Here is a 24910-nt window from a genome sequence, read left to right on the forward strand (position 1 = left end):
CGCTGATCAGCGCGCGAACGCCGATCAGAACGCGAATGCCGCCCCGAGCCCGACGCCGTAGGCGAGTGCCGTGAGGCTCGCGAGCTGCAGGGCGATGATCAGCTCGCGCGGAGTCTTCGCCGTGATCACGATCAGGCAGGCGGGCAGCGCCGCGAGCAGCGCGAACATGACGAGCCACGCCGGCGGGTAGAACAGCGCGAAGAAGGCGGCGATCACGAACGGCACGAGCATGAAGACCGAGAAGAGGATGCGCCCCGCGACCGGCCCGACGAGCACGGCGAGGGTGCGCTTGCCCGCCGCCCGGTCCTGCACGACATCGCGCAGGTTGTTGGCCATGAGCACCGCGCAGGCGATGAGGCCGACGCCGGCCCCGCCGAGCCAGGCCTCGAAGTTCACGGTGAGCGCCTGCACGAACGCGGAGCCGGCCGTCGCGACGAGCCCGAAGAACACGAAGACGAAGAGCTCACCGAGGCCGTAGTAGCCGTAGGGGCGCTTGCCGCCGGTGTAGAACCACGCGGCGACGATCGCGACCGCGCCGACCGCGAGCAGCCACCACTGCCCCGTCACGACGGTGAGCGCGAGTCCGGCGATGGCCGCGAGCGCGAAGAAGCTCAGTGCGGCGGCGAGCACCTGCCGGGGCTTCGCAGCACCCGAGCCGGTCAGGCGCGCCGGCCCGACCCGGTGGTCGTCGGTGCCGCGCACCCCGTCGGAGTAATCGTTGGCGAAGTTGACGCCGATCTGCAGCGCGAGCGCGACGACGAGGGCGAGCAGCGCACGACCCGGATGCCACGCCCCGTCGGGGATCGCGACGACACCCGCCCCCGTGCCGAGGGCGACCGGCGCGATGGCGAGCGGCAGGGTGCGCAGGCGCGCGCCGGCGAGCCAGTCGGCGGCGGTCACGCGATCGCGCGCAGCCGGCGCAGCGCCGCGGGCGGCCTTCTCGGGGTTGCCGCTGCGGCCACGGGACTTCGCGTCGGGGCCGGGATTCGTACGTCGGGGTTTCGCTCCTGCCACACGAACATGCTAGTTCGCGCCGCTGTCGAGGAGCCCTTGCGAGAGGCGCCGCCGGTCGGGCTTGCCCGAGGCGAGCAGCGGCATCGAGTCGACGACCGCGATGCGCACGGGCCGTGCGGCGGGCGCGAGCCCCGAAGCATCCGTCGCCGCCCCCAGCGCTGCCAGGGTGACGGATGACGCGGCGCCTGTCACCACGACAACTGGGCGCTGACCCCACCGGGCGTCGTCGACCGCGACGACGACGGCCTCGGCGAGGCCCGACACCGCGCGGATCGCGCGTTCGACCTCGCCGAGGACGACCTTCACTCCGCCCGAGATGATGACGTCGTCGGCGCGTCCGTTGATGCGGAGCGAGCCGTCGGGTGCGAGTTCACCGAGGTCGCCCGTGCGATACCAGCGGTGGCCGCGTGCGTCGGTCGTGAACGCCGCCGCCGTGCGCTCGGCGTCGTCGAGGTAGCCGCTCGCGAGCATCGGGCCCGAGAGTTCGACGAGCCCGTCGACGATGCGAACGCCGACGCCGTCGAGCGGGCGGCGGTCGTAGACGCATCCGCCGGCGGTCTCGCTCGATCCGTAGGTGCGCACGATGCGCGCGCCGAGTTCGTGCGCCCGAGTGGCGAGGGCCGGGGCGAGGGCCTGCCCGCCGACGAGCAGCGCGTCGTACCCCACGAGCGCAGCGGCCACGAACGCGTCGTGCTCGGCCCGGTCGAGGATGCGCGCGAGCTGCACCGGAACGAGCGAGGTGTAGCGCGGCGTGTCGGCCGTCAGGCGAGCGGATGCCGCGGCGAACCCCTCGGGCGTGAACGGCCCGTCTTGCGGCAGCACCGGCGAGGTTCCGGCGAGGATCGATCGCACGAGCACCTGCGCGCCGGCGACATAGTGCCCCGGAAGGGCGAGCAGCCACCGACCGGGGCCGTCGAGCCGGTCGGCCGTCGCGTCGGCGCTCGCGATGAGCGCGTCGGCCGAGAGCGTCACGCGCTTCGGAGCCTCCGTCGAACCGCTCGTCTCGATGACGAGAGCGACCTCGTCATCCACTTCCGTGACGATCGGCCCGGGGCCCCCCGCGCCCGGCACCGGCCACACGGCATCGCCGCCGGCGAGTGCGTCGCTGAGGGCTGCGGTCAGCTCTGCGACATCCGCTGCCGAAACCTGCCTGAGCGGTTTCACGCCGTGCTCCTGTTTGTAGGACGTTCAGTGCTCCTGTTTGTAGGACGTTCAGTGCTCCTGTTTGTAGGACGTTCAGTGCTCCTGTTTGTAGGACGTTCAGCGGTTGGTAGGACGATCGCGGCCTCAGGCGTCCTACCAACCGGAGTTCGTCCTACATGGCAGAGGTCGTCCGCGGGTGGACGCCCGCCCCGGCGCAGTCGCGGCATCAGTAGTGCCACGGGTAGGGGCCCCAGTCGGGGTCGCGCTTGCCGAGGAATGCGTCGCGCCCCTCGACGGCCTCGTCGGTGCCGTAGGCGAGGCGCGTCGCCTCGCCCGCGAAGACCTGCTGGCCGACCATTCCGTCGTCGACGGCGTTGAACGCGAACTTCAGCATGCGGATCGCGGTGGGGGACTTGGTCAGGATGGTTCTGGCCATCGCGATCGCCTCGCGCTCGAGCTCGGCGTGCGCGACGACCCGGTTCACCGCGCCCATCTCGAAGGCGCGCTCGGCCGAGTACTCCTCAGCGAGGAAGAACACCTCGCGGGCGAACTTCTGCCCGATCTGACGCGCGAAGTAGGCCGAGCCGTAGCCGGCATCGAACGACCCGACATCGGCGTCCGTCTGCTTGAAGCGCCCGTGCTCGCGCGAGGCGATCGTCAGGTCGCAGACCACGTGCAGCGAATGGCCGCCGCCCGCCGCCCAACCGGGCACGACCGCGATGACCACCTTCGGCATGAAGCGGATGAGCCGCTGCACCTCGAGGATGTGCAGGCGTCCGACGGCCGCGTGCCCGTGCGGGTCGACGGTGCCGCCTGCGCCGTCGACGATCGCCGTCTCTGCGTCGGAGTACTTGTAGCCGTCGCGCCCGCGGATGCGCTGGTCGCCGCCTGAGCAGAACGCCCAGCCGCCGTCTTTCGCGCTCGGCCCGTTGCCGGTTAACAGCACCACTCCGATGCGCGGGTTCGTGCGCGCGTCTTCGAGGGCGCGGTACAACTCGTCGACGGTGTGCGGGCGAAAGGCGTTGCGCACCTCTGGCCGGTCGAATGCGATGCGCGCGATGCGCCCGTCGTTCGAATGGTGGTAGGTGATGTCGGTGAGCCCCGTGTCACCGGCGACAGCGGATGCCGCGTCGGTCCACTCGCTCGCATCGAACAGTTCAGACACCTCGGCGCTCATGGGATCAGCCTATTCCGGCTGCGTCTCGGGCCCTCGATCGAGGAGCACCCGCATCGCCGTCGCGCACGACGTCGCGAGGAACACGAGGCCCGAGCCGACGCCCGCGATGAGCTGCACGAGCGCCTCATCGTGCGAGGTGAACGCGATCACGAGTCCGATCACGCCGAGCGCCGACATCACGGCCCCGATGACGACGAGTTCACGCTGGCCGGGAATCCACCAGAGCGCGAACGCGAGGAAATGCAGGCCGACGATCAGCGCGATCCAGCCGACGTTCGCCGCGGGCTGCCACTGGTTCAGCAGCGCGAGGCCACCGAAGAGCAGCACCGCTTCGATCCCCACGATCACCAGGAACGCGGTGCGCGAGCGGGGCATGTCGCGTTCGGGCGGCTGCTGCCCGCGCCGGATCGTCGCGACGAATCCGATCAGCACCATGGCCGCGGCGATGCACGCGAGCACGCCGGCGAGCAGTTGCGCGGGTTGACCGAGGAGTCCGCCGTTGACGATCACGAACACCACCCCGAAGGATGCGCCGATCAAATGGCCCGGATAGATGCCGATCGCCCGCGAAGTCATCCGGTTGAGGGTACGGCACCTGAAGTGAGATTGCACGAGATATCCACGAGATCGCGGCCCGATTGGATGTCTCGGGCCCTGTCGGTGCCACGATGGACTCGTGACCGACGACGACGCCGCCCCCATGCCCCCGCTCGCCGAGCTGCTCGCCACTGCGCGGGTGGTGGCGCTGCCGCTCGTGACCCGGTTCCGCGGCATCGACGTGCGCGAGGCCGTGCTCTTCGAGGGGCCAGAGGGCTGGACGGAGTTCTCGCCGTTCGTCGAATACGACGACCACGAGGCATCCGCCTGGCTCGCTGCGGCCATCGACTACGGCTGGAACGCGTCGCCGCCCGCGCTGCGCGACCGGGTTCCGGTCAACGCGACCGTACCCGCCGTCGACCCCGACAGCGTCGCCGCGGTGCTCGCGCGGTTCGCCGGATGCCGCACGGCGAAGGTGAAGGTCGCGGGCGGCGACGAGACCCTCGCACAGGATGTCGCCCGCGTGCGCGCCGTGCGCGAGGCGCTCGGCCCCGAGGGGCGCATCAGGGTCGACGCCAACGGCGGCTGGAACGTCGACGAGGCCGAGCACGCGATCCACGAACTCGCGCCGTTCGATCTCGAGTACGTCGAGCAGCCGTGCGCGAGCGTCGAAGAGCTCGCCGAGATCCGCCGGCGCACGAAGTACATGGGCATCCCGATCGCCGCCGACGAGAGCGTACGCCGCGCCGACGATCCGCTCGCGGTCGCCGAGGCGGGCGCCGCCGATCTGCTCGTGGTCAAGGCGCAGCCGCTCGGCGGCATCCATCGTGCCCTCGAGCTGATCGGCCGCACCGGTCTGCCCGTCGTCGTCTCGAGCGCTCTCGACACGAGCGTGGGCCTCGCGATGGGCGCCCGCCTTGCGGCATCCGTGCCCGAACTCGATTACGACTGCGGACTGGGTACGGCGTCGTTGCTGGCGGCGGATGTCACGCAGACACCGCTCGTGCCGGAGGACGGGTCGATCGCGGTGCGCCGGGTGCGCCCCGACGCCGAGCTGCTCGACCGTTACGCGGTCGACCCTGAGCGCACGGAGTGGTGGCTCGAGCGGATCGGGCGGGTGCACGCGGTGCTCACGGAGGCCGCCACGGCGATCGAGTAGGCCCACTACTCCCTCTGGATGCCGGGCGCAATGCCCCGCCTCGAATCAGGGATCGCCCAGCGGGCGTCCGTAGCGTGGTTCGAATGGGCACTACGAGGAGGATCCACGCGCTCGACGGCATCCGCGGCGTCGCCGCGCTGGTCGTCGTGTTCTACCACCTCACGCTGGTGGCCCAGCCGTTCATCGATCCCGTCTCGTGGGCGTGGCTCACGCAGAGCCCGCTGAAGATCCTGACCATCGGCACCGAATCGGTGCTCGTGTTCTTCGTGCTCTCCGGGCTCGTCGTCGCGCTGCCGACCCTTCGCGACGGCTTCTCATGGCTTGCCTACTACCCCCACCGATTGCTGCGGCTCTACCTGCCGGTCATCGCCTCGCTCGTGCTCGCCGCAGTGCTGATCGCCGTGTTCCCGCGCGACCCGGCAGCGGTGGCGGAAGGTTCGTGGTTGCGCGACGCCCAGGCGAGCGAGGTGTCGCTCGGCAGGTTCCTGCTCGAGGGTTCGCTCTACCCGGCCTCGTACGACATCAACAACGTGCTGTGGTCGCTGCGATGGGAAGTGATCTTCTCGCTCGCCCTCCCCGCATTCGTCGGCCTCGCTCTCGCGCTGCGCAAGCACGGTGTGGCACTCGCCGCCGCGTGCTGCGGCCTCACCGTGCTCGGCCGTGTCCTCCAGATCGATGCGCTGGTCTACCTTCCGGTGTTCATGCTCGGCACCGTGATGGCCCTGAACCTCGAACGGATCCTCGAATGGAGCGCGCGAGTTCAGCGCCCCTGGCTGTGGCCGGCGCTTGCGGCGCTCGCGGGTCTGCTGATGATCGCGAGCCAGCTCGCCCAGCCGCTGTTCGGCGCGGAATCGCTCGGCAACGAGCTCCTGTGGGGCCTCGCCGGCATCGGCGCGGCGATCGTGATCCTGCTCGGCATCGCCTGGCCGCGGCTGCGAGCCAAGCTCGAATCGCGCCCCATCCAGTGGCTCGGCCGCATCTCGTTCAGCCTGTACCTCGTGCACGCTCCGATCCTCGGAACCCTCGGGTTCCTCTTCGGCGACGGGTTCTGGTGGGCGGTCGGCCCCGTCGGAGTTCCGCTCAGCCTCGCGGTGGCGGCGCTCTTCCACCGCTGGGTCGAGTCGCCGACGCAGCGCCTCAGCCGCTTCGTCGGGCGCGGGGTGGCACGTGCGGCGGCCCCGGCCCGCCCGCGAACCACCGAACAGCCGGAACGCAGCTCGCGGGAGCGGCAGTACACCTGAGCCTGGCCGCTCCCGGTCGTCGCCGCTACCAGAGGAACAGCGGCAACGGCATCGAGCTCGAGTCGGCATATCCGTCGCCGCCGACGAACGTCGTGCGGATCAGGTGCAGTCCGCGGGGCAGCTTCGGCAGGTTCACCTTGATGCGGCCGCGGTCGGCGGCGGTGAGCTCGACCGTCGCGATGGCGGTGCCCCGATCGTGCACCGTCAACGTGCCGACGGGCGCCGTGCCGTCGAGCGAGAACACCGTGCCGACGACCTTCACCGTCGAACCGGCCTTCGCGAACAGCCTGTTGGGCGCGGCGAGGGTGAAGGTCGGGGCCGCGGGCGGCGCCTCCTCCTCGACGAGCACTGCCGCCGTGCGCGCGGGCAGCGTGAGCGTGCCGGTCGCGGCCTCCCACGCGGTCGTCTTCACGACCGGGTCGGAACCGTCGGCGAGCGCATCGGCCAGCTCGAACGATCGGCCGGCCAGGCCGTCGACCTCCTCGGTGATGGCGGTGGGCGAGGCGTTGAACACGACGAGCGCCCCGTCGAGCGCCGGGTCGACATCCTCACCGACGAGGTCGTCGATGAGCATGGTGACGAGACCCGGCGTGGCATCGGCCCCGCTGTTCGGGAACGACACCTTCTCGTCGATGAGTTCGGCCGAGCCGAGCTGCAGCAGGTCCACCGACGAGCGCACCCGCAGCAGGTCGAGAGCGGATGCCTCGGCCGCCGCGATGTCGGCGGCACCCGGCTTCAGCGCGGGGTCGGCGAGGAGCGGCGCCATGATCGACCACTTCTCCTCGTTGTCCGCGGCCGGCGGCAGACCGGAGCCGAAGGTCGACTCCTGGCCCGTCCAGTCGATGCGGTTGAACCAGTCGCCCGAGTTGTAGCTGTTGCGGTCGAGCGACTTCGAGCGCAGCAGCTCGGTGCCGGCGTGCCAGAACGAGGGCGACTGCGACAGGGTCACGGTCGCGAGCTCGAGGGTGTTCATGCGCACGCGGTCGGCCATCGAGGTGTCCGCGGGCAGCTTGAACACCGAGAGGTCGTAGAGCGTTTCGTTGTCGTGGGCATCGACGTAGTTGATCACCTCGTCGGGCTGGTCGGCATAGCCGGCCGGCGACCCGCGGTAATCGAGCTGGTCGCCGCGCACGACGGCGCCCGAGGCATCCGTCAGCTCGTAGGCGCGCAGGTTGCCGGCGAGGCCGAGCTTGACGAGGTCGGTCTGGTGCGCGAGATCGATGAGCTGGTCGGGCTGCGACGGCGTGCCCGGCTGACCGTTGGGGTCGGTGCCGAGCCCCGTGCCGAAGCCCTGCTGGAACGTCGAGGCGCTGTCGACCGGGCTGCCGCCATGCACGGCGTCGCGCAGCCGGTCGTTGAAGGTGCCGATGCCCGTGCCGCCGAGTTGGCCCTGTGTGGCCTGCTCGAAGAGTGCGTTGTTCGCCACCTCGCCGAAGTTCCAGCCCTCGCCGTAGAGGTAGACGGATGACCCGTCGACCCCGTTCTCCTCGAGCGTGAGCTCGTCGAGCGCGGCGCGCACGGCCAGCATGTTGTCCTTCGAGTGGTGGCCCATGAGGTCGAAGCGGAATCCGTCGACCTTGTACTGCTCCGCCCAGAGCACCACCGAGTCGACCATGAGCTTCTGCGCCACGTCATGCTCGGTCGCCACGTTCTGGCAGCACGTCGAGGTCTCGACATTGCCGGCCGCGTTCAGGCGCTGGTAGTAGCCGGGCACGATCCGGTCGAGCACCGATTTGCCGCCCTGGCCTGCCTCCGCCGTGTGGTTGTAGACCTCGTCGAGCACGACCTGCAGACCCGTGGCGTGCAGCGCGCCGACCATCTCGCGGAACTCGGCGACGCGCGCGCCGCCATCGGGGTCGACGGCGTAGGAGCCCTCGGGCGCCTGGAAGTGGAACGGGTCGTAGCCCCAGTTGAAGCCGTCGAGATCGCGGATCGGCTCGAGGCACGCCTGCTGCTCGGGCGACGCCGGACCGAACGACGCGAGGTCGCACGCGGGCGTCGCCTGCGCCGCCCGGCGCTCTTCGATCGTGGCGATGTCGAACGTGGGCAGCAGGTGCACCGTGTTGATGCCGGCCTCGGCGAGCTGCGCCAGCTGCGCGGTGCCGGCCGAGTCGCGCGTGAAGGCGCGGTAGGTGCCCCGCTCCTCGACGGGCACGGTCTCGTCTCCGATCGAGAAGTCGCGCACGTGCAACTCGTAGATCGCACGATCGACCGGGCGCTCGACGACGGGAGCGGGCGTCTCGTCCCACTGCTCGGGCGCGAGCGCCGGGTCGTCGAGATCGACGACGACCGAGCGCACCGAGTTGGCCGTGAGCGCCACCGAGTACGGATCGGTGACCGAGTTCGTCTCGATCGCGCCCGTGCTCGGAGCGTAGACCTCGACCGACCAGCGGTACTCGTCGCCGGCGTCGACCGCGGCGTCGGAGACCGACCAGGTGCCGTCGGCCGCGTCGAACTCGGCCGGAAGGAGGGCCGGGTCGCCGGTGGCACCCGACTCCCACACCTCGAGTGCGACGCCCTGCGCGGTCGGCGCCCACAGGGTCAGGGCCGGTTCGCCGCCCTGCCAGTCGATGCCGAGCGGCACGGATGCCACGGCGTCGCCGTAGAGCGCATCGAGCACGCCCGGCACCTGCACGCCGGTGAAGGCGGTCAGTGCGTCGCCCGCCGACTGGGCGACCGCGAGCTGCTCGGTGAGAAGCCCCTGCACCGCGGCGCGGTCGAGGCCGACCGTGCGCAGGGCGAGGTACCCCTCGAGCGCCGGGAACTCGGCGAGCTGCGCCTCGGAGAGCCCGGCGGGGTCGAGTTCGAGCACGACGGGTTCGCCGCCCCCGGTCACGCTGCCGCCGTCGACGACGAGCGCGGCGTCGGCCGAGTGCTCGAGGCTCCACGAGGCATCCGTCGCCGCTGCGCCGCCGAGCAGTTCGGCGGGCCACGCGAGCGTGTGCTCGTCCACCCAGTGCGCGCGCGCCTCACCGGTGCCCGCGAGCGGCGGGTCGGTCACGGTGATCTCGAGCACGTGCGTTGCGAGGGTGTATCGGAACTCGACGAGCTCGCCGTCGGTCGCGCTGAAGGTGTAGTTCGCCCCGCCCGGCACACCGCCGACGCCGTAGTTCTCATCCCAGCTCTGGCCGTGCGCCACCTTCGTCTCGTATGCCCCTCCGGGAATGGACGAGGTCGACCACGTGTAGACCCCGTCTCTGTCGCCGTCCTGCATGAGCGAGGCGAGGCAGTCGGGCTGCCAGTCGCCGGGGCATCCGACTGCGGCCTGGAAGCTGCCCGGCAGCGTCACGACCGGGCCCTCTGCGGTCGAGGAGACGACCTTCGTGTCGGGGTTCCAGAAGAAGGTGAGCGGTCCGCCCGGGTGCGAGTAGCTGACGTTGCCGCCGTTCGGCTCACCGTTCGCCCCGTAGTTGACGTCCCAGCTGCCGTTGATCGCGACCTTGTACTCGTAGTCGCCGGCGGCCACGTCGAAGGTGCCGGCGTAGATGCCGTCGGCGCGGAGGGTGAGCTTCGCCGCCTCGCAGCCGGGCGCCCAGTCGCCCGCGCAGCCCATCTCGGAGTTGTGCGAGCCGGGCACCGTCACGAGGTCGATCGGCAGCTCGGGCTCTTCCTCCTCGACGAGGTTCACGGCGTTGCCGACGCTCGCGTAGGTGCTCGCCGCTGCGCGGTTGCCCGCGGCATCCGTCGACACGGCCCGGTACTCGATGAGCGTGCCGTTCGCGAGGCCGGCGGTGTCGTGGAAGACGCGCGGGCTCGTGTCTTCCGCCGTGCCGAGCGACTGCCAGGCGTCGTCACCCGTCGCGCCGGCGACGCGCCAGGCGAAGCTCGTCTCCTGCCAGGTGGCGTCGTCGACGTCGGCCGAGATCGGGGTGATGCCCGTCACTCCGGCGCCTGCGGCCGGTGCCCCGACCGTGATGGCGGATGTCGCGTCGGGCGCGCTCACCGGGCGGTCGGCCTTCAGCACCACGGCGCCGAGGGCCGGCACGGTCACGGATGCCACGCCGTCGGCGTCGGCCGTCACGGCCCCGCTGCCTGCCCCGCCGTCGTAGAGCACCTCGAACACACCGTCGCTCGTGAGCGTCGGCACCTCGACGGTGCGCGGCTCATTCGCATTGTTCGCCGCGACGAGGTATTCGGTCTTCTCCGTGCGATCGACGCGGCTGAAGGCGTAGACGCCGGCACCGTTGTCGACGTAGCGCTCGATCTGCGCGCCCGTGGCGAGCGCCGGGTGGGCGGCGCGCAGGGCCGCGAGCTCTGAGATGTGCGCGTAGAGCGGGGCATCCGTGCCGAAGCGGTCGACGCTGCCGGCCGTCTCGCCCGTGACGAGCGGCTGGTCCTGGTACTCGGCGACCTGGCTTGCGAAGAGCGTCTGGCGCGCATCCTTGTCACCGCCCGTGCCCGCGAAGCCCTGCTCGTCGCCGTAGTAGACGACGGGCTGGCCGCGCGTGAGGAAGAGCAGCTCGTGCGCGAGCTCGTCTCGTGCGAGCGGGGCATCCGTCGACTGCAGGAAGTAGCCCACGCGGCCCATGTCGTGGTTGCCGAGGAAGGTCGGCAGCGCCGTCGCCGAGGAGTCAGGCGTCGTGTAGTAGTCGTCGCCGGCGAAGAGCGACTGCAGGTTCTTCGCCGAGTTGCCGGCCGCGAAGCTCACAGCCTGCGACTGGAACGTGAAGTCGAGCACCGAGTTCATGTCGGTCCCCCGCACATAGGGGCTCAGCTTCACGGGGTCGGCGTCGTAGACCTCGCCGAACATGAAGAAGTCGGGCTTGCCTGCCGCGTGCGCGTAGTCGAGCACCTCGGTCGACCACTGCTCCCAGAACTCGAAGTTCACGTGCTTGGCGGTGTCGATGCGGAAGCCGTCGATGCCGAGATCGACCCACTGCTCGTACACGTCGACGAAGCCGTTCACGACGGTCGGGTGCTCGGTCATGAGGTCGTCGAGACCCGAGAAGTCGCCGTAGGTGACCGACTCCCCCTCCCACGTCGAGTCGCCGCGGTTGTGGTAGAGCGTGGGGTCGTTGAGCCAGGCGGGCACCTTGAGCTCGGCGTCGTCGGCCGTGAGGCTCGGCGTGTAGGGAAAGCTCGTCGCGGGGTCGAGCGTCGGGAAGCCTGCACCGGTGTCAGCGTCGGCGAAGTCGGCCGGGTCGAACGCGGCGCCGTCGGCGTCGAGGTACGGCGACGTGGCCTGATCGATGTAGGAGTACTGCTGCTCCTCGTAGTCGATGACGTCGGCCGTGTGGTTCGTGATGATGTCGAAGTAGACCTTGATGCCCTTGGCGTGGGCCTCGGCGATGAGCGCCTCGAGCTCGGCGTTCGTGCCGAGGTGCGGGTCGATCTGGGTGAAGTCGGTGATCCAGTAGCCGTGGTAGCCGGCGCTCGCGTTCGCGCCCTCGCCCTGCACGGGGCGGTTCTTGAAGCTCGGCGTGAGCCAGATCGCGGTCGTACCGAGTCCGTCGATGTAGTCGAGCTGCTGACGGAGGCCCGCGAGGTCGCCGCCGTTGTAGAAGCCCTTGTCGGTGGGGTCGTACCCCGTCGTGAGGCGGTCGCCGGTGAGCCCGCCCTCGTCGTTCGTCGGGTCGCCGTTGGCGAACCGGTCGGTCATCACGAAGTAGAAGACCTCGTCGCTGCCCGGCTGGCGCACGGGGTCGACGACGAGGGCGGCATCGGATGCCTCGTCGTAGGCGCCGCGGAGCGTCGCGTCGGTGGCCTCGAGCCCGACCTTCTTCAGGGTGTCGTCGAACACGACGCGAACCGGAGTGTCGCCGGCGACCGTGAGCGGGATGTTGTCGCCGCCGCCGTTCAACCCGTACGCCTCGTCCCACGAGTCGTTCACGGCGACCTTGTACTCCCACGTGCCGGCGGGAACCGTGAACTCGGCCGCGTAGACGCCGGGCGTGCCGGTCGCGGTCAGTTCGGTCTCGGCGCAGGCGGGCTGCCAGTCTTCGGCGCATCCGAGCTCGTGCTGCAGGTCGCCGACGAGGGCGAAGGTGCGTGGTTCGTCTGCCGCGGCGGTGAGGCCCGGCAACACGGTGAGCATGGATGCCGCGAGCCCTCCTGCCACCACGAGGGCGAACCAACTGCGGGCATGTGCGCGTTGCGTCATCCTTGACTCCCGATTCCCGGCACGACCCCGTGCCTCCGACCACTGCGGGTGACGCTAGCAGCGGATCGCGGATTAATGCAAGCGTTTACACGTCACGACCTCAGTTGACCCGCCGAACGCACGTCAGCCTTGCATTCCGGGCTGTCGCCCCCGGCTCAGGAGTGGAAGCGCTCCCAGCGGCTGTCACCTCTTCGCGGGTCACAGGAGTCGGCCGACGGCAACGCTGCTGAAGCGTTCGCTGCGAAGGCGCTCAGCCTCGACGCGTCGCTCATGCAGCTCGGCCAGGTACTCGCGGCTGTGCCGTTCCTCGTCGGCCCGGCTCCACTCGACGAGTCGGGTGCCGATCCGCCGGGCGAGGCCCGCGAGACCGCGAACGGTGTTGCCGCCGCGTGCCGGGGCGGTGGTGCTCATCGGGAATGCGGTGTCCATGATGATCCTTCTTCGGTGCACGGCCGCCGTGTCGCGAGCCGTGCATCCAGTTCAGCGCCACCGAGGTTCAGCCTCATCGGCGACGAGTACCGAGATCAGCCGTCGGACTACCGAGATCCGACCGCCTCACGCTGAGAGCACACCGTGGCCGCGCGCGACGCGAACGGCGTCCTGCCGGGACATCGCGCCGAGCTTTGCGAGCACCGCGGCCACGTGGCTGTCGATCGTGCGCACCGAGACGACGAGCCGTTCGGCGATCTCGGCGTTGGTGAGCCCATCCGCCACGAGCCGCAGCACCTCGACCTGCCGGTCGGTCAGCCCCGCAGGGTTGCGTCGGGTGGGATTCGACGGCCCGCGGGGGATGCTGCGCGCACCGCGCTCGCGGAGCTCCGCCCTGACCCGGCGGGCGAGCGGAACCGCGCCGATGCGGTCGAGGATCGCCAGCGCCGTGAGCAGGTCGGCCTCGTGCGGACTCTCCGCCAGGGCGGATGCCTCGTGGTAGGGGCACCCGATCGCGCGCCAGAGCTCGGCGGCACGCTTCCAGTCGCCCCGCGCCTGCACGGCGAAGGGATGATCGCCCTCGGGAGCCGGAACCTCCTCCCCCGCCCGGCGGAGCAGCGACGCGAGCTCCGCCTGCAGGTTGACGTCCTGCCGCGTCACCGCCTCGTCGTACATCGGCCGGGCGATCGCTCGTGCCGCGCCGAGGTCACCGCGCAACAGCGCCGCCTCGGCGAGCGCCGCTGCCGCCGGACCCGCACGTTGCAGCTCTCCGAGGCGAGCGGCCAGCCGGGCCGCCTCGTCGAGGGTCGCCTCGCCGGCCGGATCGCCCCGGCGGATTCCGGCCAGGCCCTTGACCAGCAGTGCGACGAAATGCAGCGGGGGCTGCGACTCGATGGGGTGGCCCGCGGCGGCCACGGCGTCGTCCCACTGCGCCCGCGCGAGATGGAGACGCCCGCGCTCCGCCTGCTGGTAGCCCCAGAGCCCCATGATCTCGGTGCGTTCCGAGAGCTCGAGCGCCGGCCCGAGATAGTGCTCGGCGAGGTCGAGACGATACTCATCGAGCAGGCTCCAGACGAGGTTCACGTGGGCACGGGCCGCGTCGTCCATGAAGTTGCCGGCGACCGCGATATCGGCCGCTTCGACGAGTTCGGCAATGCCCTCGTCACGGTTCTGCAGCATGTGCGCGGTGCCGAGGTTGTTCAGGGCGTGCGACAGCGCCCTCCGTTCGCCGACCTCCCGCGCCAGCGCGACGGCGCGGTTCGCCAACTCGATCGCTCGCGGCAGGTCGTGGGCGAGCATCGCGAGCTGCGCCTCGTTGCTCAGCGCCAGGGCGAGCAACCCTCGATCGTCGGACCCGGCGAGCACCGCCGATGCCTCGCTCGCCGCGGCCTCGGCGACGGACCGGTTGCCCGCGAGCCATTCGAACCTGGAGAGCCAGCGCAGACTGGCGCCGAGCGCGGTGGGGCCCGACATCTCTCGCCGGAGGCGCACGACTTCAGTCTGGGTCTCGACCGATTCGGGACCACGGCCGAGCGTGTACGCCTCGATCGCGTACCCCTCGAGGAGCTCGACGCGCTCAGCCGGGTCGAACCGATCGAGGTGCGCGAGCGCTGCCCTGAAATGCTCGGCCGACTGGCGATGGGCACCGGATGCCGCGGCGTCACGCGCGGCGCGCGGCGCCCACGCGACGACCGCGTCGACGTCGCCGGCGGCGAGCGCGTGGTGCACGAGCGTCGACGGGTCGGCGGCACCCGATGCGAGCAACGCGGCGAGCACACGGCCCTCGAGCTCGATGCGGCGCGAGGCGGGCAGCGAGTCGACGACCGCCCGACGGCTCAGCTCGTGACGGAACCGGACACTGTCGGGCCGAACCTCCAGCAGCCCGGCCTCCTCCGCGGTGCGCAGCGCACCGGCGGCCCCCGCAACCAAGCTCGCGAGCAGACCGGCATCGACCGCCGACGGCACCACGGCGAGCTGCTCGACGTGGTGCTGCGTCACCTCGTCGAGACGTCGCAACCGACCGGTCACCGCGTCGACGACCGTCGCGGGAACCGCCGATTCGTCGGCAGAGGCGATGAGCTCGCTGACGAAGTAGGGATTGCCGTCCGTCGTGGCGTAGACGCGGTCGGCGTCGAGGCCGCTGGCGGCCGACAATGCGCCGACCGCGGCCGACGAGAGGCGATGCGGCGCGATGCGATCGACCCGGTCGCCGTGGCCGAGGTCGCCGAGGAGCCGGGCGAGGGGGTGGTCGCGGTCGAGCTCGTCGCGATAGGTGAGCACGAGCACGGCCGGCAGCGCGTCGATGCGACGCGCGAGGAACCGCAACGCGTCGAGCGTGGCTTCGTCGGCCCAGTGCACGTCTTCGACGATGAGCACCGTTCCCGCGGCATCCGAGAGCTCGTCTCTGAGCGCGCCGAACACCTCCTCACGGTCGCCCGTGCGCAGTGCCTCGCCGAGTCGTGGCCCGACGACGGCCGCAAGGTCGCGCAGCGGCCCGAGCGGGCGCGGCGTCGACATGGGGTCGCACGACCCGACGAGCACTCGGAGGCCGCCCGGCGACTCCGCCCGCAGGGCGTTGACGAGACTCGTCTTGCCGATGCCGGCCTCGCCGTGGAGCAGCACCACGCGACCGCGACCGGCCGATGCCTCCCGCACCGCGGCGCGCAGCTCGCCGAGCTCCGATTCGCGCTCGAGCAGGGCCGTGCTCATAGAGCGAGCATGCTCCCGCGCGGTCGGGGCTGCAACCTGGCGTGCCCTGAGGTCGCCTACAGGCCCGAGTAGGCGTGCAATCCCTTGAAGAAGAGGTTGACGACGGTGAAGTTGAAGAGCACCGTCGAGAAGCCGATGATCGCGAGCCACGCCGAGCGCGAGCCACGCCAGCCGCGCGTCGCGCGAGCGTGGATGTAGCCCGCGTAGACCACCCAGATGATGAAGGTCCACACCTCCTTGGTGTCCCAGCCCCAGTACCGGCCCCAGGCCTTCTCGGCCCAGATCGCGCCCGCCATGAGCGTGAACGTCCAGGTGATGAAGCCGATGATGTTGATGCGGTACGCGAGGTTCTCGAGCGTCTGCGCACTCGGCAGCGTCGCGAGGAAGGTGAGCTTCGCGGCGTTCGCGGTGGCCGCAACCGCCTCGCGGCGCGCCTGCATGAGCTGCACGACCGAGAGCGCGAACCCGAGTGCGAAGAGGCCGACCGACGCGCTCGCGACGAACACGTGGATGACGAGCCACACCGACTGCAGCGCCGGCGGCAGCGGCACCGGGCTGACGTAGAAGTTCAGTGCCGCGACGCCCAGCAGCACGAGCACGAGGCCCGTGATGAAGGTGCCGAGGAATCGCAGGTCGTGCTTGGAGACCACGAGCACGATGAGGAACACCGTGGTGACGATGAGCGTGCCCGTGAGCGCGAACTCGTACATGTTCGCCCACGGCACCCGGCCGGCGGCGAGGCCGCGCAGCACCGTGGCCGAGAGGTGCAGGATCCACGCGAGCACCGTCATCGCGACGCCGACACGGAGCGCGGGCGAACGACCGTAGGCGATCGCACCTTCCTGACGACCGGATGCGGCCGGCTTCGCCGCGACCGCCGGGCCGGCCGCCGCACCCACCGCGACGGCCTCTTTCACCTCGGCGGGAGCCGTGGCATCCGCGGCCGCCGTCGCTGCCGCCGAGCGTTTCGCGAGGTCGATCGAGAACGCGATGAAGGCGATCGCGTACACGACCATGGCCGAGTACACGCAGAGGATGGAGATCTCGTCGAGCGTCAACTGCACCGTTCTACCTTACGTCGAAGACTTCTCGATGGCACCGGCGGTTTCGTCGGCTGCCGCCGGGCCGGCGTGCTTGTCGGCGAAGGCCGTCACGGCGTCGGCGAGGCCGGGGTCATCGCCTCGGGCGAGCGCCGCGTACTCGAGCACGACCGAGCCGCCCGGCTTCGTCACGGCCTTGACCCACAGGCGGCGCCGGGGCACGAACAGCGAGACGAGCAGCCCGCCGAGGATGAGGGCCGCGAAGGCGAGCACCCACATCTGGGTCGGGTCGTGGTGGATGTCGAAGCTCGCGAAGCGCGAGACGCTCTGCGCATAGTTGCGATCTGCGGCGTCGGCGTCGGCGTTGCCGTCGCTGTCGGCGTCGGCGTCGGCGTCGCTGTCGGCGTCGGCGTCGCTGGCGCTGTCGGCCGCAGGAGCCGCACCGGGCGTGACGTCTTCGAACGTCACCGTGCCGAGGCCGTTCGGCAGTTCGACCGTCTCGCCCGGCTTCAGCTCGATCGAGTCGACGCCCGTATCGCCGCCGCTCAACTGGGTCAGGGTCGAGGTGTCGAGCGTGTACACCGAGGTCGGAGTGCCCTCGTCGATGCCGAGGTCGCCCTCGTAGACGTTGAGGGTGAGCACCGGCAGGATCAGGTCGGGGTAGCTCGAGGTGTACGCGCCGGAGGTGAGCTCGGTCTGCGTCGGGTAGAAGAAGCCCACCATGCCGAGCTGCTCGGGCATGCCGTCGGGAACCTTCACGACGCCGATCGAGGTGAGGTTCGCGTCTTGCGGCAGGAACGGCACCGCGTCGGTGAAGACGACCTCGCCCTCGGCGTTCTTCACGGTGATCGTCGGCGCATAGCCGTTGCCGAGCAGGTAGACGTCGGTGCCGTGCGTGTAGAGCGGCTCGTTCACCTTCACGGTGCGTTCCTCGGCATCTTCGCCCTGGCCCTGCACCGTCACGTGGGCCGTGAAGTCGAGGGGCTGGCCGATCGCCTCCTGGTTGCGCGTCTCGTACACCGCATCGAGGTTCTCGAGCGAGAGCCGGTACGGGGTGAGCCACGTGTCGGTGAAGAAGCGCCCGGGATTGAACGAGTCGAACGCCGCGAGCGTGTTCACGAAGGTCTGCCCCTCGACGATCACGCGCTGGCCCGAGAAGCCGAAGCCGCCGCCGAAGCCGACGGCCACGAGCACGCCGACGAGTGCGGAGTGGAAGACGAGGTTGCCGGTCTCGCGGAGGTAGCCGCGCTCGGCCGAGACCGAAGGCACGCCGCGCAGCTCGTACCGCTCGACGCGGTAGCCGGCTTGCCGCAACTGCTTCGCGGCCGAGTCGATCGCGGCCGCAGCGGTGTCGCCCTCGGGCAGCGCGCGCTCGGTGTACCCGGCGAGCCGCGACAGGCGCGCCGGGGTGCGCGGCGGCCGAGCGCGCAGCGCCTCGAAATGGTGCTTCGTGCGCGGGATGATGCAGCCGATGAGCGAGACGAAGAGCAGCAGGTAGATCGCCGAGAACCAGGCCGAGGTGTACACGTCGAACATCTGGAAGCCGTCGAGGATCGGCGCCAGCCCCGGGTTGTCGTTGAAGTACTGCGTGACGCCGTTGGGGTCGCTCGAACGTTGCGGCACGAGCGAGCCGGGCACCGCCGCGATCGCGAGGAGCAGGAGCAGCAGCAACGCGGTGCGCATGCTCGTGAGCTGCCGCCAGGCGAAGCGCAGCCAGCCGGCGAATCCGAGCTTCGGCTGGGTGATGGGCGTCTCGCCGGGGTCCTGCTCGGCCGAGTCGATGTGGTCGGCGGGCCGCGACGGCGCACCGGGATCAGATTGCGGGGACAAAACCGGTGATCACCGCCTGCAGTTCGTACATCCAGATCGACCAGATGCCCGTCACCATGAGCACGCCGATCACGATGAGCAGCCCGCCTCCCGCGATGTTGATCGCGCGGATGTGACGACGGAGGAAGGCGAGCGAGCCCGTGACCCAGCCGAAGCCGGCGGCCACGAGCAGGAACGGGATGCCGAGGCCGATGCAGTAGGCGAGACCGAGCAGCACGCCCCGGCCGGCTGAGGCGGAGTCGGCGCTGAGTGCGAGCACGACGGCGAGCGTCGGGCCGATGCACGGGGTCCAGCCGAGGCCGAACACGAGGCCGAGCAGCGGTGCGCCGGCGAGGCCCGTCGCCGGGCGCCATGACGGCTTGATCGTGCGCTGCATGAAGGTGAACTGCCCGACGAACACGAGCCCCATGAGGATGAGCAGCACCCCGGCGATGCGCACGATCACGTCGGCGTAGCGCACGAGCCATGACCCGGCGAAGCCCGCGACGAGGTTGAAGCTCACGAAGACGACCGTGAACCCGGCGACGAAGAGCAGTACGCCGAGCAGCAGGCGGCGGCGGTTCTTCCGCTCGGTGACGGCGTCGGCCGAGGCATCCGTGAAGCCGCCCAGGTAGCCGAGGTAGCCGGGCACGAGCGGCAGCACGCACGGGGAGAGGAACGAGACGAGCCCCGCGGCGAGCGCGATGGGCATCGCCGCGAGCAATTGCCCGTTCAGCACGATATCGCCCACGCCCATGCGCTAGGCCTGCTCGGCGAGGAGGTCGTCGATGATCGTCTGCAGGATCGAGGCGTCCTTCACCTGGCCGAGCACCCGGGCCGCGACCCTGCCGCTCTGGTCGAGCACGATCGTCGTCGGCACGGCGGCGGGCGGCACCCGGCCGGCGAACGCGAGCTGGGCCTCACCGGTCTCGACGTCGAGCACCGAGGGGTAGGTGATGCCGTAGTCCGCCTCGAAGGGGGCGGCGGTGCCGGCCTGGTCGCGCACGTTGACGCCGACGAAGCTCACTTCGTCGGCGTCGACGGCGGTGTGCACCTCCTGCAGGATCGGCGCTTCGGCTCGGCACGGCGCGCAGCCCGCGTACCAGAAGTTGACGACCTGCACCTTGCCCGCGTCGTCTGCGGAGTCGTACTGCTCGCCCTCGACGGTCGCACCACCGAACTCGATGGGCTCGCCGCGGTCGCCGGCGTCGTAGACGGTGATCGTGCCGTCGCCCGCGATGTAGTTCTTTCCGCTGCCCTCGCGGAACTGGTCGGCGAGCGGATCGCTCGTGCAGCCCGTGAGCAGCAGGGCGAACGCCACGGCCATCGCCGTCAACGACCGACGACCGCGCATCACACTGCTCCCACGTCGGTGGCCTGGGCGGCGAGTCCCGCGGCGGGGTCGGTGTAGCCGACCTCGACGAATCGCTCGCCGCGCCGCTCGAGCGTCGTGATGCTCGAGAGCGCGCAGCGACGACGTCGGGGGTCGTGCGAGAGCGAGACGCCGGCGAGGCGCCGGTGCGCCATCCAGATCGGCAGCTGATGGCTGACGATCACGGCGTCGCCGTCGTCGGCCGCGTTCCACGCGTCATCGATGGCCGCGAGCATGCGGTCGGCGATCGAACGGAAGGGCTCACCCCAGCTCGGCTCCCACGGGTTCGCGAGCAACGGCCAATTCCGGATGTCGCGGAGCGCCCCGCCCGGACCGCGCATGCGCTTGCCTTCGAAGCGGTTCTCGGGCTCGATCACGCGCTCGTCGAGCACCGGCTCGAGACCGAACGCCGCGGCGATCGGCTCGGCCGACTGCTGCGTACGCTGCAGCGGCGACGAGACGAGCGCGGTGACCGGCCGTTCGCGCGCGGCGAGGTCGTCGGCGGCGGCCTGCGCCATGTTGCGACCGAGGTCGGAGAGGCCGAATCCCGGGAGTCGTCCGTAGAGCACGCCCTGGGGGTTGAACACCTCGCCGTGGCGCACGAGATGGATCTGGTCGGCCGACACGGCTTCCAGTCTAGAGAGCGCTTGCCTTTGAATCCGCCGAGCGCCCGAACTCACGGGTGGGCGGAGCCCCCACGGGTAGGATGGTCGATCGTGAGTACCCGCACCCTCGTCAAGAACCTCGCCGCCCTCCCCGACGGCCCCGTCACCGTGTCCGGATGGGTCGAGACCGTGCGAGATCAGAAGAAGGTGCAGTTCGTCATCCTTCGCGACGAGTCGGGTGCCGTGCAGCTCGTGAACCCCGCGACGCGCGAGCTCCCGGAGCCCGGTGAAGCGGGTGGCGCCGACGCCGAGGCATCCGCTCGATTGGCGACGACCGAGGCCATCTCGGCGCTCGCCCATGGCTCGTTCATCACCGTGACCGGCGAGCTGAAGCACGACGAGCGCGTCAAGCTCGGCGGCCTCGAGGTGAAGATCGCCTCGCTCGAGGTCGTCACCGCCGCCAATCCCGAGACGCCGATCGCGGCCGACTCGAGCCTCGACAAGCGCATGGACTGGCGCTTCCTCGACCTGCGCCACCCGAAGCAGGCACTCATCTTCCGCATCCAGACCACCTTCCTCCATGCGCTCCGCGGCGTCTGGGTCGAGAAGGGCCTCATCGAGATCCACACCCCGAAGCTCATGGCCTCGGCGTCGGAGTCACGGGCGGAGCTCTTCGAGGTCGAGTACTTCGAGACCAAGGCGTACCTCGCCCAGAGTCCGCAGTTCTTCAAGCAGATGGCGCAGGCGGCCGGCTTCGGCGGTGTCTTCGAGGTCGGCCCCGCGTTCCGCGCCGACCCGTCGTTCACGTCGCGGCACGCGACGGAGTTCACCTCGGTCGACACCGAGATCAGCTGGATCGACTCGCACGAAGACGTCATGGCCCTGCATGAAGAGCTGCTGGTCGCGGGCTTCCAGGCCGTCGTCGACAAGCACGGCGCCGAGATCGCCGAGCAGTTCGGCATCGAGCTCGCGGTGCCGTCGCGGCCGTTCCCGCGAATCCCGCTCGCCGAGGCGAAGCAGATCGTCGCCGATCGCGGCTACGTGATCCCGCGCGACGACGCCGACATGGACCCCGAGGGCGAGCGCCAGATCTCGGCGTACGTGAAAGAGGCGTTCGGGCACGACTTCGTCTTCCTCACCGACTACGCGTCGAGCATCCGGCCGTTCTACCACATGCGCCACGAGGGCGACCCGAGCCTCACGAACTCGTACGATCTCATCTACAACGGCGTCGAGATCTCGACCGGTGCCCAGCGCGAGCACCGCATCGACGTGCTCACCGCCCAGGCGCTCGACAAGGGCATGGACCCGGAGGAGCTCGAGTTCTACCTCGACTTCTTCCGCTACGGCGTACCGCCGCACGGCGGATTCGGCATGGGCCTGGCCCGCGTGCTCATGCTCATGCTCGAGGAGCACTCGATCCGCGAGACCACGTACCTCTTCCGCGGGCCGACGCGCCTGCTGCCGTAGCCCGCGCGCCGCTCGGCGACGGCTCCCCGTAGGCTCGGAGGGTGACCGACACCACAGCCATGGCCCGCATCGAGGGCGGCACGTTCCGCATGGGCTCAGCGGAGTTCTACGCCGATGAGACGCCGGTGCACGAGCGCACCGTCGCGCCCTTCGAGCTCGACCTGCACCCCGTCACGAACGAGCAGTTCGGCGCGTTCGTCGAAGCGACCGGGTATGTCACGGTCGCTGAGCGCCCGCTCGACCCGGTCGACTTCCCGGGCGTCGACCCCGCCGACCTCGTGCCCGGCGGGCTCGTGTTCACGCCCACCGCCGGCCCCGTCGACCTGCGCGAGTGGCGGCAGTGGTGGCGCTGGGGAGCCGGCGCGAGTTGGCGGCATCCGTTCGGCCCCGAGGCATCCGCCGCGTTCGTCGACGCGCTCGCCGACCGCCCCACTCATCCGGTCGTGCAAGTGAGCTTCGCGGATGCCTCGGCCTACGCCGAATGGGCGGGCAAGCGCCTGCCCACCGAGGCCGAGGCCGAGTTCGCCGCCCGCGGCGGACTCGATGGTGCGCGCTTCGCCTGGGGCGACGAGGAGTTCCCGGGCGGCCGGCTCATGGTGAACCGCTGGCAGGGTTCCTTCCCGTACCGCAACACCGGCGCAGAGGGGTGGGTCGGCACCTCGCCCGTCATGACGTTCCCGGCGAACGGCTACGGCCTCTTCGACGTCACCGGCAATGTCTGGGAGTGGACCACCGACTTCTACACCGCGCGCCACAATCCGCCGGGCACGGAAGCGGTCGATGCCGAACGACGCCCCAACCTGCTCGCCGCGGCGTCCGCCGAACCGGGCTCGCGCATCCCCCGCCGCGTGCTCAAGGGCGGCTCCCACCTCTGCTCCCCCGACTACTGCCTGCGCTACCGCCCGTCGGCACGATCGCCGCAGGCCGACGACTCGGCGACGACGCACATCGGATTCCGCTGCGCCCGCGACGCCTGACCGCACGTCGACCCCTCGTCGACCCCACGACCTCAACCTCTCGCCCTCACGCTTGCGCTCACGCGTGCATGCACGCACGCACGCACGCACGCACGCTGCGATTGATCCCGAATTCCGTATGCCAGTTCCCCCTCAATAGACCAACGATCCACAACGTCAGACCAACGATCCACAACGTCCTGAGACATGAACCATCCACGAGGTCATGAGACTTCACACCTCATCGATGAGGCGGAACTGGCATACGTGATACGCGAAGAACGCAGCAGGTAGTCGGTACCCGTGAACGCCACGAGCGATGCGAGCCGGCCGTGACAACCGCCGGTGGAGAAGGCGCGGGCGAGTTCGATCAGTCGACGATCAGCCGGCGAGGAGCGCCGTCTTCAGCCGCACCGGGTCGATGCGCCAGTAGTTGTGCACGACGTCGTCGATGAGCACGACCGGGATCTCTTCCGCGTACCGGGCGCGCAGTTCGTCATCGTCGAGGATCGAGACCTCGTCGAGGTGCATGCGCAGCGGGGCATCCGTCGCCTCGATCTCGGCCATCACCGCCTGGACGACCTCCCGCGCGTCATCGCACAGGTGGCAGCCGGGCTTGCCGACCAGGGTGAGACGGATGTCGCGTGGCATGGTTCGATGCTACGTCGCGGGCGCAGCGAAAAGCGCCAGGCCGCAGGGCCTGACGCTCAGCCGAGTCTCGAAGGACTACTTCTTGTTGCGACGCTGGTGGCGCGTCTTGCGAAGCAGCTTGCGGTGCTTCTTCTTCGCCATACGCTTGCGGCGCTTCTTGATGACGGAACCCATCAGAACCTCACAGAAAAGATCGAGTCGGACGCGCGTGCCGCGTCCGGAGGCCAGAGAGCCTCGGGGTAGTCTACCGGATCGAAACAGCAGCCTTCGCCCGATGAGCTAGCGTCGAGGGGTGCCCCGCCCCGATCTCGTGATCCGAACGACCGAAGAGTCGGACTGGCAGGCCGTTCGCACGCTGCGTCTCGAGATGCTGCGCGACACCCCGCTCGCCTACGGTGAGACGCTCGCCGCGGCCCTCGAGGTCGGCGAACCGGTGTGGCGTGCACGTGCCGCCCGCGGCACGACGCCCGGCCAGACCTCGATCGTCGCGATCGACGGCGACCGCTGGATCGGCCACATGGGCGGCTACATTCCGGATGCCTCGACGGGCCCGCTGCTCGTCGGCGTCTACGTCAGCCCCGACCACCGCGGCGACGCGGCCGGCGTCTCACGACTGTTGCTCGGCGCCGTCGAGGAGTGGGCGCGCGGGTTCGGCCGCACGCTGCGGCTCGAGGTGCACGAAGGCAATCCGCGGGCGATCCGCTTCTACGAGAAGCTCGGATTCACGCTCACGGGCCGGAGCCGCGAATACGAACTCGCGCCCGGCGGCCTCGAACTCGAGATGATCAAGCCGCTCGCTTGAGACAGAGGGGCTCGGCGTCGTCGGCGTGACGGGCGGTGCGAACGTGCCGCGCAACAACCGGCTTGCCGCGCCGGCCGAGAAGGATGCCGCGGCGCTCGCCGCCGCCTGGCAGGAGTTCCGCCCGGGCTGGCTCGCGTGTAACCACGTGCGCACGACCACCTCGACCGCGGCGTGTCTGGCATTCGTGCTCGCCCTCGCGGGCTGAGCAGGGTCAGCGTCGCTTCTTCGGAGCCACGACCGCGGTGACCTGGTGTGCGGTCTCGGCGAACGCCTTGCCGATGGCCGAGGCGAACGCGACCTGCTCCTCGTTCAGCGGCACCTCGCCTCGCGCACCGGCACTCGCGAGCGTCGCGGCGTCGGCCGCGGCATCCGTCGACACGAAGGGGATGAGCCAATCTTCGAGGGTCTCGAGCGGGGCGCGGTCGAGCCGGTAGTAGCGGTGCTGGCCCTCTTCGCGCACGGCGACGAGACCGGACTCGCGCAGTACCTTCAGGTGCTTGGAGACCGTCGGCTGACTTGCGCCGAGCGCAGTCACGATCTCGGAGACGCTGATCTCGCCGCCCGACGTCGGCACGTCCGATTCGCGCTCGAGAAGAACGGCGAGAATATCGCGCCGCGTCGAATCCGCCACCACGTCGAAGATGTCCGCCATGCCCCAAGGCTAGTCACTCCCGACGGGGAGTACCATGACTCACG

General features: G+C 70.3%; 21 protein-coding genes. 6 read left to right on the top strand and 15 right to left on the bottom strand.

What is annotated here, in order from left to right; genetic code table 11:
- Positions 1–24: 24 nt before the first annotated feature.
- From FHG54_RS00255 to FHG54_RS00275, 4 genes are all read right to left on the bottom strand, one after another.
- The gene (locus FHG54_RS00255) at positions 25–1014 is read right to left on the bottom strand and encodes a 1,4-dihydroxy-2-naphthoate polyprenyltransferase (protein WP_139415381.1); all 990 of its coding nucleotides are present in this window, start codon (positions 1012–1014) and stop codon (positions 25–27) included.
- A gap of 9 nt (positions 1015–1023) precedes the next feature.
- Positions 1024–2178 carry an AMP-binding protein gene (locus FHG54_RS00260; RefSeq protein ID WP_210415446.1) on the bottom strand — a complete coding sequence of 385 codons (1155 nt, stop codon included), beginning with the start codon at positions 2176–2178 and terminating at the stop codon, positions 1024–1026.
- Positions 2179–2383: 205 nt separating this feature from the next.
- Complete coding sequence (locus tag FHG54_RS00270) at positions 2384–3334, bottom strand: 1,4-dihydroxy-2-naphthoyl-CoA synthase (RefSeq protein ID WP_139415383.1); 951 nt, start codon at positions 3332–3334, stop codon at positions 2384–2386.
- Positions 3335–3343: 9 nt separating this feature from the next.
- Positions 3344–3910 (bottom strand): hypothetical protein, encoded by a 567-nt coding sequence (locus tag FHG54_RS00275; protein ID WP_139415384.1) that lies wholly within the window; start codon positions 3908–3910, stop codon positions 3344–3346.
- A gap of 124 nt (positions 3911–4034) precedes the next feature.
- Here FHG54_RS00275 and FHG54_RS00280 point away from each other — a divergent pair, with 124 nt between their 5' ends.
- The gene (locus tag FHG54_RS00280) at positions 4035–5030 is read left to right on the top strand and encodes an o-succinylbenzoate synthase (RefSeq protein ID WP_139418207.1); all 996 of its coding nucleotides are present in this window, start codon (positions 4035–4037) and stop codon (positions 5028–5030) included.
- Between the two features lie 83 nt (positions 5031–5113).
- Positions 5114–6271, top strand: a complete 1158-nt coding sequence (locus FHG54_RS00285; RefSeq protein WP_139415385.1) for an acyltransferase family protein — start codon at positions 5114–5116, stop codon at positions 6269–6271.
- A gap of 25 nt (positions 6272–6296) precedes the next feature.
- Here the strand turns inward: FHG54_RS00285 and pulA are convergent, their stop codons facing one another.
- From pulA to FHG54_RS00325, 8 genes are all read right to left on the bottom strand, one after another.
- Positions 6297–12371 (bottom strand): pullulanase-type alpha-1,6-glucosidase, encoded by a 6075-nt coding sequence (pulA, locus tag FHG54_RS00290; RefSeq protein WP_139415386.1) that lies wholly within the window; start codon positions 12369–12371, stop codon positions 6297–6299.
- Positions 12372–12569: 198 nt separating this feature from the next.
- Positions 12570–12800: a hypothetical protein gene (locus FHG54_RS00295; protein ID WP_139415387.1), complete on the bottom strand. Its 231-nt coding sequence runs from the start codon at positions 12798–12800 to the stop codon at positions 12570–12572.
- Positions 12801–12926: 126 nt separating this feature from the next.
- Positions 12927–15509, bottom strand: coding sequence for an ATP-binding protein (locus FHG54_RS00300; protein ID WP_139415388.1), 2583 nt, complete (start codon positions 15507–15509; stop codon positions 12927–12929).
- A gap of 56 nt (positions 15510–15565) precedes the next feature.
- Complete coding sequence (gene ccsB, locus FHG54_RS00305) at positions 15566–16525, bottom strand: c-type cytochrome biogenesis protein CcsB (protein WP_139418208.1); 960 nt, start codon at positions 16523–16525, stop codon at positions 15566–15568.
- Between the two features lie 57 nt (positions 16526–16582).
- Positions 16583–18379: a cytochrome c biogenesis protein ResB gene (gene resB / locus FHG54_RS00310; protein WP_233437814.1), complete on the bottom strand. Its 1797-nt coding sequence runs from the start codon at positions 18377–18379 to the stop codon at positions 16583–16585.
- Positions 18363–19115 carry a cytochrome c biogenesis CcdA family protein gene (locus tag FHG54_RS00315; RefSeq protein ID WP_139415389.1) on the bottom strand — a complete coding sequence of 251 codons (753 nt, stop codon included), beginning with the start codon at positions 19113–19115 and terminating at the stop codon, positions 18363–18365. The genes resB and FHG54_RS00315 overlap by 17 nt, the downstream gene beginning before the upstream one ends.
- A 3-nt stretch (positions 19116–19118) precedes the next feature.
- Positions 19119–19712 (bottom strand): TlpA family protein disulfide reductase, encoded by a 594-nt coding sequence (locus FHG54_RS00320; RefSeq protein ID WP_139415390.1) that lies wholly within the window; start codon positions 19710–19712, stop codon positions 19119–19121.
- Positions 19712–20356: a histidine phosphatase family protein gene (locus tag FHG54_RS00325; protein ID WP_139415391.1), complete on the bottom strand. Its 645-nt coding sequence runs from the start codon at positions 20354–20356 to the stop codon at positions 19712–19714. Before FHG54_RS00325 ends, FHG54_RS00320 begins: the two co-directional genes overlap by 1 nt.
- 90 nt (positions 20357–20446) lie before the next feature.
- On the opposite strand from FHG54_RS00325, the gene aspS reads away from it, so the two are divergent.
- Together aspS and FHG54_RS00335 are read left to right on the top strand one after the other, a co-directional pair.
- Positions 20447–21805 carry an aspartate--tRNA(Asn) ligase gene (gene aspS, locus FHG54_RS00330; protein WP_232333779.1) on the top strand — a complete coding sequence of 453 codons (1359 nt, stop codon included), beginning with the start codon at positions 20447–20449 and terminating at the stop codon, positions 21803–21805.
- 59 nt (positions 21806–21864) lie between these two features.
- Positions 21865–22782, top strand: a complete 918-nt coding sequence (locus FHG54_RS00335) for a formylglycine-generating enzyme family protein (RefSeq protein ID WP_139418210.1) — start codon at positions 21865–21867, stop codon at positions 22780–22782.
- 360 nt (positions 22783–23142) lie between these two features.
- On the opposite strand, the gene FHG54_RS00340 is transcribed toward FHG54_RS00335, so the two are convergent.
- Positions 23143–23412, bottom strand: coding sequence for a glutaredoxin family protein (locus tag FHG54_RS00340; RefSeq protein WP_139415393.1), 270 nt, complete (start codon positions 23410–23412; stop codon positions 23143–23145).
- 75 nt (positions 23413–23487) lie between these two features.
- Positions 23488–23586: a 30S ribosomal protein bS22 gene (locus tag FHG54_RS00345; RefSeq protein WP_003792170.1), complete on the bottom strand. Its 99-nt coding sequence runs from the start codon at positions 23584–23586 to the stop codon at positions 23488–23490.
- Positions 23587–23704: 118 nt separating this feature from the next.
- Between FHG54_RS00345 and FHG54_RS00350 the strand changes: the two genes are divergently transcribed.
- Together FHG54_RS00350 and FHG54_RS00355 are read left to right on the top strand one after the other, a co-directional pair.
- On the top strand, positions 23705–24214 hold the full coding sequence (locus FHG54_RS00350) for a GNAT family N-acetyltransferase (RefSeq protein ID WP_233437815.1): 510 nt from the start codon (positions 23705–23707) through the stop codon (positions 24212–24214).
- Between the two features lie 25 nt (positions 24215–24239).
- Positions 24240–24419 (top strand): anthrone oxygenase family protein, encoded by a 180-nt coding sequence (locus FHG54_RS00355; RefSeq protein WP_139415394.1) that lies wholly within the window; start codon positions 24240–24242, stop codon positions 24417–24419.
- Positions 24420–24425: 6 nt separating this feature from the next.
- Here the strand turns inward: FHG54_RS00355 and FHG54_RS00360 are convergent, their stop codons facing one another.
- Complete coding sequence (locus FHG54_RS00360; protein ID WP_139415395.1) at positions 24426–24866, bottom strand: ArsR/SmtB family transcription factor; 441 nt, start codon at positions 24864–24866, stop codon at positions 24426–24428.
- Positions 24867–24910: the final 44 nt, after the last annotated feature.

The organism is Agromyces laixinhei, from assembly GCF_006337065.1.
Lineage (GTDB): Bacteria > Actinomycetota > Actinomycetes > Actinomycetales > Microbacteriaceae > Agromyces > Agromyces laixinhei.